Source organism: Modestobacter sp. SYSU DS0657, from assembly GCF_054050925.1.
Genome location: NZ_JBJHAG010000005.1, coordinates 123,371 through 139,116, shown reverse-complemented (window position 1 = coordinate 139,116; position 15,746 = coordinate 123,371). Strand labels below are relative to the sequence as shown.

16 protein-coding genes are annotated in these 15,746 nt (G+C 74.3%); 7 read left to right on the top strand and 9 right to left on the bottom strand.

Going from position 1 to position 15,746, the window contains the following annotated elements; translation table 11 throughout:
* Positions 1-5: 5 nt before the first annotated feature.
* Positions 6-737 (bottom strand): hydrogen peroxide-dependent heme synthase, encoded by a 732-nt coding sequence (gene hemQ / locus ACI79A_RS05590; RefSeq protein ID WP_457080808.1) that lies wholly within the window; start codon positions 735-737, stop codon positions 6-8.
* 159 nt (positions 738-896) lie between these two features.
* On the opposite strand from hemQ, the gene ACI79A_RS05585 reads away from it, so the two are divergent.
* Entirely contained in the window at positions 897-1,367 is a 471-nt protein-coding gene (locus tag ACI79A_RS05585) for a Dps family protein (RefSeq protein ID WP_457080806.1), read from the top strand.
* An 80-nt stretch (positions 1,368-1,447) separates the two neighbouring features.
* On the opposite strand, the gene hemG is transcribed toward ACI79A_RS05585, so the two are convergent.
* A complete protein-coding gene (hemG, locus tag ACI79A_RS05580) occupies positions 1,448-2,836 on the bottom strand; it encodes a protoporphyrinogen oxidase (RefSeq protein WP_457080804.1) in 1,389 nt (462 codons plus the stop codon).
* Positions 2,833-3,879, bottom strand: a complete 1,047-nt coding sequence (gene hemE, locus ACI79A_RS05575) for a uroporphyrinogen decarboxylase (RefSeq protein WP_457080802.1) — start codon at positions 3,877-3,879, stop codon at positions 2,833-2,835. The genes hemG and hemE overlap by 4 nt, the downstream gene beginning before the upstream one ends.
* 129 nt (positions 3,880-4,008) lie before the next feature.
* Between hemE and ACI79A_RS05570 the strand changes: the two genes are divergently transcribed.
* The 3 genes from ACI79A_RS05570 to ACI79A_RS05560 all read left to right on the top strand — a co-directional run bounded on the left by ACI79A_RS05570 (position 4,009) and on the right by ACI79A_RS05560 (position 6,752).
* A complete protein-coding gene (locus ACI79A_RS05570; RefSeq protein WP_457080800.1) occupies positions 4,009-4,635 on the top strand; it encodes a DUF3000 domain-containing protein in 627 nt (208 codons plus the stop codon).
* A gap of 126 nt (positions 4,636-4,761) precedes the next feature.
* Positions 4,762-5,472, top strand: coding sequence for a LuxR C-terminal-related transcriptional regulator (locus tag ACI79A_RS05565; RefSeq protein ID WP_457080798.1), 711 nt, complete (start codon positions 4,762-4,764; stop codon positions 5,470-5,472).
* Positions 5,469-6,752: an HRDC domain-containing protein gene (locus ACI79A_RS05560; RefSeq protein ID WP_457080874.1), complete on the top strand. Its 1,284-nt coding sequence runs from the start codon at positions 5,469-5,471 to the stop codon at positions 6,750-6,752. Before ACI79A_RS05565 ends, ACI79A_RS05560 begins: the two co-directional genes overlap by 4 nt.
* Here the strand turns inward: ACI79A_RS05560 and ACI79A_RS05555 are convergent.
* From ACI79A_RS05555 to ACI79A_RS05535, 5 genes are all read right to left on the bottom strand, one after another.
* Positions 6,739-7,143 (bottom strand): hypothetical protein, encoded by a 405-nt coding sequence (locus ACI79A_RS05555; protein WP_457080796.1) that lies wholly within the window; start codon positions 7,141-7,143, stop codon positions 6,739-6,741. The genes ACI79A_RS05560 and ACI79A_RS05555 overlap by 14 nt on opposite strands.
* Entirely contained in the window at positions 7,098-7,580 is a 483-nt protein-coding gene (locus ACI79A_RS05550; protein WP_457080794.1) for a hypothetical protein, read from the bottom strand. Before ACI79A_RS05550 ends, ACI79A_RS05555 begins: the two co-directional genes overlap by 46 nt.
* Before the next feature lie 143 nt (positions 7,581-7,723).
* Entirely contained in the window at positions 7,724-9,013 is a 1,290-nt protein-coding gene (locus ACI79A_RS05545) for a sugar ABC transporter permease (RefSeq protein ID WP_457080791.1), read from the bottom strand.
* A gap of 1 nt (position 9,014) precedes the next feature.
* Positions 9,015-9,809 (bottom strand): ATP-binding cassette domain-containing protein, encoded by a 795-nt coding sequence (locus ACI79A_RS05540; protein WP_457080789.1) that lies wholly within the window; start codon positions 9,807-9,809, stop codon positions 9,015-9,017.
* A gap of 93 nt (positions 9,810-9,902) precedes the next feature.
* Positions 9,903-10,985, bottom strand: a complete 1,083-nt coding sequence (locus ACI79A_RS05535) for a sugar ABC transporter substrate-binding protein (protein WP_457080787.1) — start codon at positions 10,983-10,985, stop codon at positions 9,903-9,905.
* Positions 10,986-11,211: 226 nt separating this feature from the next.
* On the opposite strand from ACI79A_RS05535, the gene ACI79A_RS05530 reads away from it, so the two are divergent.
* Both ACI79A_RS05530 and ACI79A_RS05525 read left to right on the top strand, forming a co-directional pair.
* A complete protein-coding gene (locus ACI79A_RS05530; RefSeq protein WP_457080785.1) occupies positions 11,212-12,462 on the top strand; it encodes a thiolase family protein in 1,251 nt (416 codons plus the stop codon).
* On the top strand, positions 12,459-14,531 hold the full coding sequence (locus ACI79A_RS05525; protein ID WP_457080783.1) for a 3-hydroxyacyl-CoA dehydrogenase NAD-binding domain-containing protein: 2,073 nt from the start codon (positions 12,459-12,461) through the stop codon (positions 14,529-14,531). The genes ACI79A_RS05530 and ACI79A_RS05525 overlap by 4 nt, the downstream gene beginning before the upstream one ends.
* Positions 14,532-14,628: 97 nt before the next feature.
* Here the strand turns inward: ACI79A_RS05525 and ACI79A_RS05520 are convergent, their stop codons facing one another.
* Entirely contained in the window at positions 14,629-15,003 is a 375-nt protein-coding gene (locus tag ACI79A_RS05520) for a VOC family protein (protein ID WP_457080780.1), read from the bottom strand.
* Between the two features lie 101 nt (positions 15,004-15,104).
* On the opposite strand from ACI79A_RS05520, the gene ACI79A_RS05515 reads away from it, so the two are divergent.
* Complete coding sequence (locus tag ACI79A_RS05515) at positions 15,105-15,695, top strand: TetR/AcrR family transcriptional regulator (RefSeq protein WP_457080778.1); 591 nt, start codon at positions 15,105-15,107, stop codon at positions 15,693-15,695.
* The last annotated feature ends 51 nt before the right edge of the window (positions 15,696-15,746 follow it).

Sequence of the window (15,746 nt, the reverse complement as noted above, 5' to 3'; positions counted from 1 at the left end):
CTTCTTCAGGGCAGGTCGGCGATGAGCTCCGCGACCGCCTTGCGGGTGCCGGTGTAGAACGGCACCTCCTCGCGCACGTGCCGGCGGGCGCGGCTGGCCCGGAGGTCACGCATCAGGTCGACGATGCGGTGCAGTTCGTCGGCCTCGAAGGCGAGCATCCACTCGTAGTCCCCGAGCCCGAAGGAGGAGACGGTGTTGGCCCGCACGTCCGGGTAGGGGCGGGCCTGCATGCCGTGCTCCTTGAGCATGTCCCGCCGCTCGTCCTCGGGCAGCAGGTACCACTCGTAGGACCGGACGAAGGGGTAGACGCACACGTAGCGGCGCGGTTCCTCCTCGGCGAGGAACGCCGGGACGTGACTGCGGTTGAACTCCGCCGGCCGGTGCAGCGCCAGCTGCGACCAGACCGGCTCCAGGTGGCGCCCGAGCGCGGTGCGGCGCAGCCGGGTGTAGGCCTCCTGCAGCGCCTCCGGGGTCTCGGCGTGCCACCAGACCATGACGTCGGCGTCGGCGCGCAGGCCGGCGACGTCGTAGACGCCGCGCACGACGACGTCCTTGCCGGCGAGCTCCTCGAACAGCCCGGTGACCTCGTCGGCGAGGGCGGTGCGCGGGTCGTCGCCGAGCGGGCGGGCGAGCTTGAAGACCGACCACATGGTGTAGCGGATCAGCTGGTTCAGCTCGTTGGCCCGCTTGCCGACGCTGCGGTGCTCCGGAGCTCGGTCGCTCTGCTGCTCGCTCATGCGCTCCATTGTCGCCCCGCCCCGACCGGGCCGGTCAGGGACCTCGGTCGGTCGGAGTGGTGAAGCCCGACACGGGTGGTTTCCCCCGGCGGACGGGAAGGGTAGCGACCAGTTGGATCTTGTACTGGCTGCACCGTCAGCCCGATTCGAGGAGGACAGATGGCCGTCATCAAGAGCCCGTTGCCCGAGGACGTGCAGAAGGTCACCGGCGAGGCGCTGCAGGGCGCCGTCGTCGATCTGATCGACCTGAGCCTGGTCGCCAAGCAGGTGCACTGGACGCTGGTGGGCCGCAACTTCCGCAGCATCCACCTGCAGCTGGACGACGTCGTCGCCACCGCCCGCGAGTACCAGGACACCGCCGCCGAGCGGGCCGCCGCGATCGGCGTGCTGCCCGACGGCCGCACCGAGGCGCTGCGCGCCACCGCGCTCCCCCAGCCTCCGGTGGCCTGGATCCACGCCGACGACGCCATCCGCTACTTCGTCGAGGTGTTCGAGGTCGTCGTCTCGCGGATGCGCGAGCGGATCGAGGCGACCGAGGGCGACGAGGTGAGCCAGGACCTGATGATCGAGATCACCGGTGCGCTCGAGAAGCACTGGTGGATGTGGCAGGCCGAGGCCGCCCAGGACTGAGCCGCACAGCCGCTGGGTCCGGGCGACCCCGCCGCACGCCGGAGGCCGGTTCCCCACGTGGGGAGCCGGCCTCCGGCGGTTCAGGCGATGGCGGAGACCGCGCGGCGGGCGTCGCGGATGCAGGCCGGCACACCCACGCCCTCGTACGCGGCACCGGCGACGGCGAGCCCGGGCACCGCGGCGACCGCCGACCGGATCGCGGCGACCCGGCCGGGGTGCCCGACCAGGTACTGCGGCAGACCGTCGGCCCAGCGCACCAGGTGGGTGTCGACCGGCTCGGGCCGGGCCAGCTCCAGCAGCTCGGCGACGTCGGCGACCACCGCGGCGGTCAGCTCGGCGTCGTCGCGCTGCAGGTCGGCGTCGGCGCCGAACCGCCCGACCGACGAGCGGACCCGCAGGACGCCGCCGTCGGAGAGGTGCGGCCACTTCGCGGAGGAGACGGTGACGCCCTTGACCAGCCGGCCGGTCACCGGCGGCACCAGCAGCCCGGACCCGGCCGGCACGTCCTGCGCCGGGAAGGCCATCGCCACCACGGCCATCGACGCGTAGGGGATGCCGCGCAGCGGCTCCACCGCGTCGGGTGCGACGTCGGCGAGCAGCGCGGCGGTCGGCCCGGCCGGGGTGGCCAGCACGACGGCGTCGGCGGTGAGCACCGCACCGCCGGCCAGCTCGAGCTCGAAGCCCCCGGCGCGGCGCCGCAGCCGCTCGGCCCGCGTGCCGAGCCGGACGTCGGCGCCGCTGGCCGCGACGAGGGTGGCGGGGAGCGAGCCGATCCCGCGCGCCACGGTCACGAAGACCGGGCCGTCGACGTCGCCGCGGCTGCGGGCACCGGCGTCCCGGGCGGCGGTGGCCGCGCCGAGCACGGAGGTGGATCGCCGGAGGTGGGCGGCCAGGCCGGGCATCGTGGCGTCGAGGGAGAGCTCGTCGGGCCGGCCGGCGTAGACCCCGCCGAGCAGCGGCTCGACCAGCCGGTCGACGACCTCGTCGCCGAGCCGTTCGCGCAGCAGCCGGCCCACCGCGACGTCGCCGTCGAGGTGCAGCGGCGGCAGGTCGGCCTCCGCGGCCACCCGCGCCACCCCGGCCGGGGTCAGCACGCCGGCCAGCCCGTCGGCGGAGGTGGGCACCCCCTGCACGGTGCCCGCCGGCAGGCCGAAGCGCCCCTCGGGCAGCACGATCGACGCCTGGGTGGTCTGCGGCTCGACGAGCTGGTCGCCCAGGCCGAGCGCCCGGACCAGCTCGACCGCCTCCGGCACGCGGGCGAGCATCGCCTCGGGGCCGGTGTCGTACCACTGGCCGGCGAGCTCGACCCGGTCCAGCTTCCCGCCCAGCCGCCCGTCGGCCTCGAGCACCACGATCTCGTCGCCGGGGTGCGCCTGCCGCCACTCCCAGGCCGCGGCGAGGCCGGTGAGCCCGCCGCCGACGACGACCAGGCGGCGGGGCGCCGGGGCGGCGGGGCGGGACGGGGTCATCGCGCGGTGAGCTCGTGCACGAGCTCGACCACCCGGGTCAGCGCGTCGGGATCGGTCTCCGGGAGCACGCCGTGGCCCAGGTTGAAGATGTGCCCGCGGGCCGCGCGGCCCTGCTCGACGACCCGGCGCACCTCGCGCTCCAGGGTCTCCCGATCGGCCAGCAGCACCGCGGGGTCGAGGTTGCCCTGGAGCGAGTAGCCGGGTCCGACCCGCCGGGCGGCCTCGTCCAGCGGCACCCGCCAGTCGACGCCGACGACGTCCGCACCGGCGTCGCCGATCAGCGGGAGCAGCTCTCCGGTGCCGACGCCGAAGTGGACCTTGGGCACGTCCCGGTCACCCAGCCCGTCGAACACCGCGCGCGAGTGCGGCAGCACGCGGGTGCCGTAGTCGACGGCGGACAGCACCCCGGCCCAGGAGTCGAACAGCTGGACGGCGCTGGCGCCGTTGTCGACCTGCACCCGCAGGAAGGTCGCCGCGCTCACCGCGAGCCGCTCCAGCAGGCGCTGCCACGCGGCGGGCTCGGCGTACATGAACGCCTTCGTGCGGGCGTGCTCCTTGGAGGGGCCGCCCTCGATCAGGTAGGTGGCCAGCGTGAACGGCGCGCCGGCGAAGCCGATCAGCGGGGTGCTGCCCAGCTCGGCGACCAGCCGGCGGACCGCGGTGGCGAGGAACTCCAGCCGCTCGGGCTCGAGCGCCGGCAGCGCGTCGACGTCGGCGACGCTGCGGATCGGCTGCGCCACCACCGGCCCGATCCCGGGCTTGATCTCGATGTCCACCCCGGCCACGACGAGCGGCAGGACGATGTCGGAGAAGAGGATCGCCGCGTCGACACCGTGCCGGCGCACCGGCTGCAGGGTGATCTCGGTGACCAGGTCGGGGTCCTGGCAGGCGGCCAGCATCGCGGTGCCCGCCCGCAGCGCGCGGTACTCGGGCAGCGAACGGCCCGCCTGCCGCATGAACCACACCGGGGTGCGCGAGACCGGCAGCCCCCGCGCCGCCCGGACCAGATCGGAGTCGGCGGCCGGTGCCGCTGGGATGCCCACGGCTGCCGATCCTCCCAGACGCGGCGGGGACCGCTCCTGGGCCTCCGGGAGCCGGCCGGTGAGGTCACGGGTGGGTCGCGCCGCGCGTCGGGCGCTCGCGGACCGTCGTCCGCGACCTACCCTGCGGGCGTGGTTCAGCAGCGCACGCGCGCCGAGCAGGGGCGGCAGCCCGGGGAGGCCGCTGCGCGCCCGCCGGAGTTCGTGGCCGCGCTCGCTGCCCTGGCCACCGTCCACCCCCGCCCGGAGGTGGAGCTGGAGCACATCCCGGCGCCGCAGCGGCTGGCTCCGTTCGCCTCCGCGATCGGTGCCCGGGTGGCCTCGCCCGACGACCCGGACGACGACCTGGCCAGCGGCCGGTTCATCGTGCTGTTCGACCCCGAGGGCCACGAGGCCTGGGCCGGCACCACCCGCTGCGTCGGCTTCGTCTCGGCGCTCACCGACGAGCACCTGGTCGACGACGCGATGTTCTCCGAGGTCGCCTGGAGCTGGCTGACCGACGCGCTGGCCGAGTCCGGCGCCCGGCACCACTCGGTGGGCGGCACCGTCACCCGCACCGCCTCCACCCGGTTCGGTTCGATCGCCGCACCGGAGCACTCCGTCGAGGTGGAGATCCGCGCCTCGTGGACGGCCGAGGACACCGACCTGGACCGCCACCTCGCCGCCTGGCTGGAGGTGCTCGGCAACGCCGCCGGGTTGCCCCCGCCGGGGATCCACCTGCTCGGTGCGAACGGGCGGGCCGACGACGACCACGCCTAGACTCTCCGGTGTACTCCACTCGGCGTAACGGTTGTGCCGCCGAGTGACCGGACACGCCGGACCGAGGACCGGGCTGGTCGCTGCGGCGGCCGGGCCGCCTCCGGCCGGGCCGCGGGGGGAGGGTCGATGGGGGCAGGTGCGGCATGGCCCGACGGCGCCCTCTTCGGTCCGCACGCCGGCGCGCTCGTCGTCGACCCCTCCCCCTTGCTGCGGGAGGCGCTGGCCGGGCGGCTGCGGGCGCTCGGTGCCCGGGAGGTCGAGGAGGCCGCCTCGCTCGAGGAGGCACGGGTGCGGGCGCACGTCTCCGGCCCGCGCGCACTGTGCGTGCTGGAGGTCGACCTGCCCGAGACCGGGCCGGAGAACGCCGGGCGCGGCGGTGACCCCGGCCGGGGGCTGGAGCTGCTCCCCACCCTGCGCACCGAGGGCTGGCCGGTGACCGTGGTGCTGACCGCCGTCACCGAGCCGGCGGTGGTGCGCACCGCCTTCCTGGCCGGCGTCCAGGGGTACGTGCTGAAGACCAGCCCGCTGGCCGTGCTCACCGACGGGCTGCGCGCCGCGCTGTCCGGCGAGGTGTACGCCGACCCGGGGATCGCCAGCAGCCTCGCCCAGGGCCTCACCCGGAGCGGCGTCGAGGAGTCCGTCGCCGAGCTCTCCCCGCGCGAGCGGGACATCCTGCGGCTGGTGGCCGACGGGCACACGAACAAGGAGATCGGCGAGAAGGTGGACCTGTCCGCACTGACCGTGAAGAGCCACCTGGCGCGCATCGCGCGCAAGCTGGGCACCGGCGACCGGGCGCACATGGTGGCGCTCGGCATCCGTTCGGGGGTCATCAACTGAGCACCGACCCGGGCGCCGAGGCGCCCACCGCGTCCACCCAGCCCACCGGGCCCACCGGGCCCACCGGGCCCACCGTCGACGAGGGCCCGCCCGCGATCCCGCTGCTCGCCCCGCGGGACGGGCTGCCCCCGGTCGTCGAGACCTCGACCGCGCTGGTCTCCTACGCCGACGCGCTCGCCGCGGGCACCGGCCCGGTCGCCGTCGACGCCGAGCGGGCGTCGGGCTACCGCTACGGCCAGCGCGCGTACCTGGTGCAGCTGCGCCGCGAGGGCGCCGGCACCGGCCTGATCGACCCGGTCCCGCTGCCCGACCTCTCGGTGCTGCAGGCCGCGATCGCCGACGCCGAGTGGGTGCTGCACGCCGCCAACCAGGACCTCCCGTCGCTGGCCGAGATCGGGCTGGTCCCGGCCCGGCTGTTCGACACCGAGCTCGCCGCACGGCTGGCCGGCCTGCCCCGCGTGGGGCTGGGCGCCGTGGTCGAGTCGCTGCTCGGGTTCCGGCTGGAGAAGGGGCACTCGGCAGCCGACTGGAGCACCCGCCCGCTGCCGGACGACTGGCTGGTCTACGCCGCGCTGGACGTCGAGGTGCTGGTCGACCTGCGCGACGCGCTGGCCGCGCTCCTCGAGGAGCAGGGCAAGACCGAGTGGGCCCGGCAGGAGTTCGAGGCGATCCTCGCCGCCGGCCCGCCCGCGCCGAAGGCCGATCCGTGGCGGCGCACGTCGGGCATGCACGGCCTGCGCAGCCGGCGGCAGCTGGGGATGCTCCGGTCGCTGTGGCAGGCCCGCGACGACCTGGCCCGCCGCCGCGACGTCGCCCCCGGGCGGGTGCTGCCCGACGCGGCGATGGTCTCCGCGGTGCAGGCCGACCCGAAGAGCGAGGGCGCGCTGCTGGAGCTGCCGGTGTTCCGCGGCCGGGCCAACCGCAAGCTGGTGGGCACCTGGTTCGGCGCGCTGACCCGGGGGCGCGAGCTGCCGGAGGACCAGCTGCCGCTGCACAGCCGCCCCGGCGAGGGGCCGCCGCCGGTGAACCGCTGGGCCGACCGCGACCCCGCTGCCGCCGCCCGGCTGAAGGCCGCGCGGGCCGGGCTCGCCCAGGTCTCCGAGCAGTGGTCGGTGCCGGTGGAGAACCTCCTCTCCCCCGACCTGGTCCGGCGGCTGATGTGGTCGCCGCCGCCGGCCGACCCCGACGCGGTCGCCGCCGCGCTGCGCGCCGGCGGTGCCCGCGAGTGGCAGGTGGAACTGACCCGCGACCTGCTCACCGACGCGATCACCGCCGGCTGAGGTCAGTCCGGCACGGGGTCGGCCAGCCTGCTCCGCACCTCCCGGACCAGGCCGCGGGGGTCGTCGGCGAAGAACAGCCCCCGCTCGGCCGGCACCTGCGCGCCTCCAGGTCGACGGTGGCGCCGGGCCGCAGGGTCAGCCGCACGCTGGTCTCCCCCATCACGCTCAGGGCGGACTGCTCCGGGCTGACCTCCAGGGTGCGCTTCACCCCCTCGGTGACGGCGACCCGGGCGGCGGAGACGTCGGCGAGCCGCACCCGCGCCGTCCGGAGCTGCCCGAACCGCAGGGTCAGCACGTCGGCGCCCAGGGTGTGCGGGCTCTGCCGCAGCGACAGCGCGAACCCGATCAGCCAGACCAGGCCCCACAGTCCGAGCGCCAGGACCACCCGCACGGTCGGCCAGGGCAGCAACGGGTGCACGACGCCGATCTCCACCGGGTGATCCCGATGACCGTCCCGAGCATCACCCCGATCCGCGAGCTGTAGGGGAACGGCTGCTCCCCCGGCCGGACCACGGTGCGCCGACGCACCGCCCAGAGCAGCGCCCGGCCGACACCGAGCTCGGAGCGGACCAGCCAGTAGACGGGGCGGGGCAGCGCTGCCTCCCCACCGGCCAGCACCGCGGTCCCGCGGCTGCCGCCGGCCTCCCGGGCCCGGCGGTACGCCCGGCGGAACAGCGCCGCCTCGGCGACGAACACACCGGCCAGGAGCAGCTCCAGGACGACGGCGACGACGACCGCGGTGCGCACCGGGAGCGCCCCGGTGACCGCGAGCGCGGCGTTGACCAGCGGGATGAGCAGGGCCGACCACGGCACCACCCTGGCTCGCATCGCCACAGCCTGTCCCGGTACCGGGAAGCTAGCGGACGGTCCCGTCCGATGGGGTCCCCCGCCGTGACCGGGGACGCCGAAGGGCGGCCCCGGCTTCCCGGGGCCGCCCTTCGTGCGGCGTTGCTCAGTGGTGCGGTGGAGCGCTAACTTCGCCCGGCGGCCGCGCGGCGGCGGGCCAGGGCGTCCACGGAGGCGGCGAGCAGGAGGACGCCGCCGGTGATGATGTAGTTCAGGTACGCCGACACGCCCAGCAACCCGAGACCGTTGTCGATGATGGCGATCACCAGGCCACCGAGCACCGCGTCGCGCACCCGGCCCCGGCCACCGAAGAGGCTGGTGCCACCGATGACCGCCGCACCCACCGCGTACAGCAGGGTGTTGCCGCCACCGGAGCCCGGCGTCACCGAGCTCAGCCGGGCCGCCGCGACCAGGCCGCTCACCGCGGCCATGGACGACGACAGCACGAACACCATGATCCGGATCCGGACGACGTTGATGCCCGCCCGGCGGGCGGCCTCCTTGTTGCCGCCGACCGCGTAGACGTGCCGACCGAAGGTGGTCCGGCCCAGCAGGAAGGTCAGCGCCAGCAGCAGGATCACCACGACCGGGATGGCGTACGGGATGCCCTGGAGGTCGATCGCGGCCGACAGCGCTCGGTCGGCGTTGAGGATCCAGGTGAGCACCACGACGACGACGGCGATCAGCGCGATCCGGGCCAGCACGATGGCCAGCGGCTGGCTGGCCAGCCCCTTGCTGCGCTGCACCCGCCAGCGGTTCAGCGTGAGCGCCGCGTAGAGCACGATCACCGCGGCGGCCAGCAGCCAGCCGATCCCCACCGGGATGTAGCTGTTGGTCAGCGCCCGGATCACGTCGTCCCGGATCGGCACGGTGCCGCCCTGACCGATGATGCGCAGCGTGACGCCCTGGAAGGCGAGGAACAGCGCCAGCGTCACGACGAAGGACGGGATGCCGATCATCGCCACCAGGGTGCCGGTGAACATGCCGATCACCGCGCCAGTGACCAGCGCCCCCAGCACCGCGACGTACCAGGGCACCCCGACCTCGGCCAGCAGCTGGGCGAGCACGGCGGCCGCCACCCCGCTGACCACACCGGCGGACAGGTCGATGTCCCCCAGCAGCAGCACCCAGACCAGCCCCATCGCCAGCAGGGTGATCGGCGCGGCCTGGACCAGCAGGTTGGTGATGTTCAGCGGGGTCAGGAACGTCTCGGGCCGCAGCGCGAAGAACAGCAGGGTGAGCACGACGATGCCGAGCACCGCGGGCATCGCCCCGAGGTCGCCGCCGCGGAGCCGGTCGACGTACCCGCGGACGACGCCGCCCACGGTGTCCTGGGCGCGGTCGGCCTCGAAGCCGGACGGCGCCGACGCGCCGGGCTCGACGTCGCTGGTCGGGACGGTGGTGTCACTCGCCATGTCAGGCCCCCTCGAAGACGGACTGGTCCAGGCCCAGGTCGCCGGACCGCCCCGACGTGATGAGCTCGATGACCTGCGTCCGGTCGACCCGGTCGATCGGGACGTCGGCCGCCATCCGGCCCAGGTACAGGGCGGCGACGCGGTCGGCGACCTCGAAGACGTCGACCATGTTGTGGGTGATGAACAGGACGGCGTGACCGGTGTCGGCCAGCCGCCGCACCAGGTCGAGCACCTGCCGGGTCTGCGCGACACCGAGCGCGGCGGTCGGCTCGTCGAGGATGACGACCTTCGACTCCCACAGCACCGCCTTGGCGATCGCCACGGTCTGCCGCTGGCCGCCGGAGAGGCTGGAGACCAGCTGGCGGACCGACTTCAGGGTGCGCACCGAGAGCGTGGTCAGGGTGTCCTTCGCCGCCTGCTCCATCGACGCCTCGTCCAGCACGATCCCCTTCTTCCGCTCGCGGCCGAGGAACATGTTCTGCACGACGTCGAGGTTGTCGGCCAGTGCGAGGTCCTGGTAGACGACCTCGATGCCCAGGTGCGCGGCGTCCCGCGGGCCGGCGATCTGCACCTGCTCGCCGTCGAACCAGAACTCCCCGCTGTCGATCGGGTGGATGCCGGCGATGGACTTGATCAACGTGCTCTTGCCGGCGCCGTTGTCGCCGACCAGCGCGGTGACCTGACCGGGGAACACCTTCAGGTCGACCCCGTGGAGGACCTGGTTGGCGCCGAAGCTCTTGGTCACCCCGCGCAGTTCGAGGATCGGGGAGCCGTCCTCGGACGTCGGAACGGACATGCGTGGTCCTCCCTGGGAACACGGCTGCGGGGCGCCCTCCGCGGGGGGGGGGGGCCCGGGCGGCGGGGGGGGGCCCCCCCGAGGCGGATGGGCCTACTGGATGCCGAGCTCGGTGCAGGCGGCGGCGTACTCGCCGGTGCACAGGTCCTCGGCGCTGACCTGGCCGTCCTCGACGACCCGGCTGACGTTCTCGCGGGTGATCGAGACCGGGTCCAGCAGGACCGACGGCACCGTGCGGTCACCCTCGGGGTCCTCGGACTCGCCGTTGACGATCGACGGGTCGTCCTCGCCGTTGATCAGCGCGATGGCCAGCTCGGCCAGCGCGTTGGCCTCCTCGGCGGCCGGCTTGTAGACCGTCATGCACTGGCGGTTGGCCAGGATGTTCTGCAGGCCCTCGACCGAGGCGTCCTGCCCGGTGACCGGCACCTCTCCGGCCTGGTTGTTCCGCGCCAGCACCTGGATGACGGCGTTGGCGAGGGTGTCGTTGGCGGCCAGCACGCCCTGGATGTCGCCACCCTGCTGGGTGTACATCTGCTCGAAGCGCGTCAGCGCCTCGTCGGGCTCCCAGCCGGGCACGGCCTGCTCGGCGACCTGGGTGTACTGGCTCATCTCGTCGAGCACCTCGTGCGCGCCGTTGGCGAACAGCGTGGCGTTGCTGTCGTCGGGCGAGCCGTTGAGGAAGGCGATGTTCGCCGGCTCCGGCCCGAGGCAGTCGGCCAGGCCCTGGCCCTGCAGCCGGCCGACCTCGGTGTTGTCGAAGGAGACGTAGTACTCCGCCGAGCCACCCAGGGTGAGCCGGTCGTAGTCGATCGTCGCCACGCCCTGCTGGGCGGCCTGGTCCTGGATCTGGGCGCCGGAGGCGTTGTCCAGGTTGACGATCGCGAGCACGGTCACGCCGCTGGTGATCATCTGGTTGGCGATCGTCTGCATCTGCTGGGCATCGCCCTGGGCGTTCTGGATGTCGGCCTCGATGCCGGCCTCCTCGAACGCCTGCTCCAGCAGCGGGCGGTCGAAGGACTCCCAGCGGGGCGAGGACTCGGTGTCGGGGAGGATGACGCCGACCTTGCCCTCGGCCTGGCCGCCACCGTTGCCGCCGCCACCACCGGCGCTGCCACCGTCGTCGCCGCCACCGCAGGCGGCGAGGGGGAACACGAGGGCCGCTGCCAGAGCAGTCATCAGGGTGCGCCGTCGCGCCATGAAGGTTCCTGCCTTTTTCGTCGGGGTTCCGGAAAGTGCCGTGGGGGATCGTGCGCTTCATCACATGTGGTGGCAAGCACACCGGAGGACCGTTGCCGGACCGTGATCGAGAACTGCAACGGTCCGTCACCCCAGGTGGGGTGGGGGTCGCCCTCTTGGTTACCAGCCGGTAACTTGCTCTCCGGCCGGTTCACCACCCGATCCGGTGACCGGACTCGACGCGGAGGTCTGCGTGTCCATCCCCCAGCAACGACGACGCTCGCTGCGTGAGGTCGTCTTCGTCGACGGCGTGCGCACGCCCTTCGGCAAGGCCGGCCCGACGGGCATCTACGCCGAGACGCGCGCCGACGACCTGGTCGTGCGCTGCATCCGCGAGCTCATGCGCCGCAACCCGACCCTGCCGGCCGAGCGGGTCGACGAGGTGGCGATCGCCGCCACCACCCAGATCGGCGACCAGGGGCTGACCATCGGCCGCACCGCCGCGCTGCTCGCCGGGCTGCCGGCGACGGTCCCCGGCTACGCGATCGACCGGATGTGCGCCGGCGCGATGACCGCGGTGACCACCACGGCGTCCGGGATCGCCTTCGGGGCCTACGACGTCGCGATCGCCGGCGGCGTCGAGCACATGGGCCACCACCCGATGGGCGAGGGCGTCGACCCGAACCCGCGGTTCGTCAGCGAGAAGATCGTCGACGGCTCCGCGCTGGTGATGGGCTCGACCGCGGAGAACCTGCACGACCGGTACCCCCACCTGACCAGGGAGCGGGCCGACGCCTTCGCCGTCGCCAGCCAGCAGAAGTACGCCGCGGCCGTGACCGCGGGCCGGATCGGCCCCGAGCTGGTGCCGGTGGCCACTCGCTCCGCCGAGGCCGGCTGGGGGCTGGCCACGGTCGACGAGCCACCGCGGCCGGGCACCACGGTCGAGGGCCTGGCGACGCTGAGGACGCCGTTCCGCCCGCACGGGCACGTCACCGCCGGCAACGCCGCCGGGCTGAACGACGGCGCCACCGGGTGCCTGCTCGCCGCCGAGGAGGTGGCGCAGGAGCTGGGCCTGCACGTCGGCATGCGGCTGGTCGGGTACGCCTTCGCCGGGGTCGAGCCCGAGGTCATGGGCGTCGGCCCGGTCCCCGCCACGGAGAAGGCGCTGGCGCGCGCCGGGCTGACCATCGACGACATCGGCCTGTTCGAGCTCAACGAGGCCTTCGCCGTCCAGGTGCTGGCGTTCCTGGACCACTTCGGCATCGCCGACGACGACGAGCGGGTCAACCCCTGGGGCGGCGCGATCGCCGTGGGCCACCCGCTGGCCTCCTCCGGGGTGCGGCTGATGACCCAGCTGTCCCGGCAGTTCGCCGAGCGGCCCGACGTCCGCTACGGCCTCACCGCCATGTGCATCGGCATCGGCATGGGCGGCAGCGTCATCTGGGAGAACCCGAACTGGAACGGAGCAGCGGCATGAGCGCCCCGGCAGAGGTCGTCACGCGGTCGCTGGTGCGGTACGTCGCCGTCCCCGGGCTGGCCGGCGAGCTCGCGCTCATCACGCTGGACAACGGGCACGACCACACCCGTCCGTCGACGTTCGGCCCCGGTGGGCTGGCCTCGCTGGACGCCGCGCTGGACGAGATCGCCGCGCACTCCCCCGCCCCGGCGGCGATCGCGGTCACCGGCAAGCCGTTCGTCTTCGCCGTCGGCGCTGACCTCTCCGGCGTCCCGGGGATCACCTCGCCCGAGCAGGCCCGGGAGATCGCCGAGACCGGTCACCGGGTGTTCCGCCGGCTCGAGAACTCGGCGATCCCGACGTTCGCCTTCGTCAACGGCGCGGCGCTCGGCGGCGGCCTGGAACTGGCGCTGCACTGCCACCATCGGACGATCGCCACGACCGCCGTCGTCGCCTTCCCCGAGGTGTTCCTCGGCCTGGTGCCCGGCTGGGGCGGCACCCAGCTGCTGCCCCAGCTGACCGGCATCGACGCCGCGGTCACGGTGATCGTGGAGAACGCCCTCGCCCAGAACAAGATGACGCCCGGCCCGAAGGCGGCGGCTCTCGGCATCGCCGACGCGGTGTTCGAGCCGGCCGACTTCCTCGAGCGCTCGCTGGAGTGGGCCGCCGGCGTGGTCAGGGGGGACGTCGAGGTGCGCCGTCCCGAGGTCGACCGGTCGGCCTGGGACCCCGCCATCGCCCGGGCCCGCGGCGTCGTCGCGGCACGCACCCGCAACGCCTCCCCCGGCGCGCTGCGCGCGGTCGAGCTGCTCGACCTGGCCCGGGCCGGGGATGCCGGCTTCACCGCCGGCACCGCGGCCGAGGACGACGCGCTCACCGACCTGTTGATGAGCGACGAGCTGCGCGCCGGGCTCTACTCCTTCGACCTGGTCAACCGGCGGGCCAAGCGGCCGGCCGGGGCCCCGGACAAGGGCCTGGCCCGGAAGGTCACCAAGGTCGGCGTCGTGGGCGCGGGGCTGATGGCCTCGCAGCTGGCGCTGCTGTTCGTGCGCCGGCTGGAGGTGCCGGTCGTGCTCACCGACGTCGACCAGGCGCGCGTCGACAAGGGCGTGGGGTACGTGCACGCCGAGCTGCGGAAGCTGGCCGAGCGCGGCCGGCTCTCCCCCGACGCGCTCAACCGGCTCACCGGCCTGGTCACCGGCTCGCTGGACAAGGCCGCCTTCGCCGACGCCGACCTGGTGATCGAGGCGGTGTTCGAGGAGCTGTCGGTCAAGCAGCAGGTCTTCGCCGAGGTGGAGGCCGTGGTGACGCCCGAGTGCGTGCTGGCCACCAACACCTCGGCGCTGTCGGTGACCGAGATGGCGGCACAGCTGCAGCACCCCGAGCGCGTGGTGGGGCTGCACTTCTTCAACCCGGTCGCCGTCCTGCCGCTGCTGGAGGTCGTCCGCGCCGAGCGCACCGACGACGCCACGCTGGCCACCGCGTTCGCCGTCGGCAAGCAGCTGAAGAAGTCCTGCGTGCTGGTCGCCGACGCCCCGGCGTTCGTGGTCAACCGCTTGCTGACCCGCTTCCTCGGCGAGGTCACCGCTGCGGTCGACGCCGGCACGCCGGTCGACGTCGCGGAGCGGGCGCTGGAGCCGCTGGGCCTGCCGATGACCCCCTTCGAGCTGCTGTCGCTGGTCGGCCCGCCGGTGGCGCTGCACGTGGCCGAGCGGATGCACGAGGCGTTCCCCGACCGGTTCGGCGTGGGCGCGGGGCTGCGGCGGATGGTCGAGCTGGGCAAGACCTCGGTCTTCTCCGCGCCGGGTGTGATCGATCCGGAGCTCGCCGGGATCGACGCCGGCGACTCCCCGCTCACCGAGGAGCAGCTGCGGGAGCGGGCCGAGCGGGCGCTGGCCGAGGAGATCCGGCTGATGCTCGACGAGGGCGTCGTCCAGGCGGTGCAGGACATCGACCTGGCGATGCTGCTGGGCGCCGGCTGGCCGTTCTGGCTCGGCGGGATCTCCGCGTACCTCGACCGCGCCGGGGTGTCGGAGGCCGTCACCGGCTCCCGGTTCCTGCCCCGCGGCGTCGCCTCCCTGCCCGCCTGACCCCGCCCCGGATCAGGTGACCTGATCGTGCGTGCTCCTGGCTCAGCCCCCACCGTGAGCCAGGAGCACGCACGGTGAGCCAGGACGGCGGCCCGGCTCAGCGGAACTGCGACGCGAACTCGGCGGACGGCGGGATCGGCGTGATGACGTCCACCAGCACGCCGTCGGGCGCCGCCACGATGAAGTGCCGCTGCCCGAAGGGCTCCGAACGCAGCGCCAGCGCCACTGCGACTCCCCCGCCGGCGGTCAGGCGCGCGAACTCCGCGTCCACGTCGTCCACCTCCAGGTTGAGCAGCAGGCCGCTCGCGACGGCACCGCGGTGCGTCTCCGGGACGGTCGGGTGGTCCGCCGCCACCAGGCCGAGCTCCCAGGTCTGACGACGGAGGCTGACGTACCAATCGGACTCGAAGGTGGGCTCGAAGCCGAGGTGCTCGACGTAGAAGCGGGCGGCAGATCCCACATCGGCGCTCATCAGCACGGGGTAGGCGCTGGTCAACACGAGGTCCTCCGATACATACAGTGTGATGGTATCGAGGACGCTATACGTACACACTGCACGTATCAAGGAGGGTCATGCCCCGACGCAGCCATGCGGAGAGCGAGGCGACCGCGGCCCGGGTCCTCGCGGTCGCCGGTGAGCTGTTCACCCGGCACGGCTACGCCGGGGTGGGCCTGGAGGCGGTGGCAGCCGAGGCCGGGGTGACCCGCGGTGCGGTCTACCACCACTACGCCGGCAAGGCGGCGCTCTTCCGCGCGGTTCTCGCCCGCGTCCAGGCCGACGTCGCCGCCGCGGTGGCCGCTGCCGCTGAGGCTGAGCGTGACCCCTGGGCGGCGCTGGAGGCCGGGTGCCGGGCCTTCCTCACCGCCAGCGCGGCCCCTGCGGCCCGGCGAGTGATGCTCATCGACGCACCCGCCGTCCTCGGCTGGCAGGAGTGGCGGGCCGAGGACAGCGCCCACTCCGGCCGCCTGCTCATGGAGGCGCTGTCCGCCCTGCAGGCAGCCGGACAGCTCGGCGACCACCCGGTGCCGGCGATCGCGGCCCTGCTGTCCGGCGCGATGAACGAGGCCGCGCTGTGGGTCGCCGCAAGTCCGGATCCCCTGGCCGCCACCGCTCAGGCGTGGCCGCCGCTGCGCGAGATGCTCCGCGCGCTGCGCACCGCCTGACGGCGCCGCGCCCGGCCGGTCAGCGGGCCGGCCACCGGGCGAGGTGCCGCC

Bases quoted from the DNA above. Each gene is read 5' to 3' on its own strand.
- hemQ (WP_457080808.1), bottom strand. From the start codon at position 737: ATGAGCGAGCAGCAGAGCGACCGAGCTCCGGAGCACCGCAGCGTCGGC.
- ACI79A_RS05585 (WP_457080806.1), top strand. From the start codon at position 897: ATGGCCGTCATCAAGAGCCCGTTGCCCGAGGACGTGCAGAAGGTCACC.
- hemG (WP_457080804.1), bottom strand. From the start codon at position 2,836: ATGACCCCGTCCCGCCCCGCCGCCCCGGCGCCCCGCCGCCTGGTCGTC.
- ACI79A_RS05565 (WP_457080798.1), top strand. From the start codon at position 4,762: ATGGGGGCAGGTGCGGCATGGCCCGACGGCGCCCTCTTCGGTCCGCAC.
- ACI79A_RS05550 (WP_457080794.1), bottom strand. From the start codon at position 7,580: ATGCGAGCCAGGGTGGTGCCGTGGTCGGCCCTGCTCATCCCGCTGGTC.
- ACI79A_RS05545 (WP_457080791.1), bottom strand. From the start codon at position 9,013: ATGGCGAGTGACACCACCGTCCCGACCAGCGACGTCGAGCCCGGCGCG.
- ACI79A_RS05540 (WP_457080789.1), bottom strand. From the start codon at position 9,809: ATGTCCGTTCCGACGTCCGAGGACGGCTCCCCGATCCTCGAACTGCGC.
- ACI79A_RS05535 (WP_457080787.1), bottom strand. From the start codon at position 10,985: ATGACTGCTCTGGCAGCGGCCCTCGTGTTCCCCCTCGCCGCCTGCGGT.
- ACI79A_RS05525 (WP_457080783.1), top strand. From the start codon at position 12,459: ATGAGCGCCCCGGCAGAGGTCGTCACGCGGTCGCTGGTGCGGTACGTC.
- ACI79A_RS05520 (WP_457080780.1), bottom strand. From the start codon at position 15,003: ATGAGCGCCGATGTGGGATCTGCCGCCCGCTTCTACGTCGAGCACCTC.
- ACI79A_RS05515 (WP_457080778.1), top strand. From the start codon at position 15,105: ATGCCCCGACGCAGCCATGCGGAGAGCGAGGCGACCGCGGCCCGGGTC.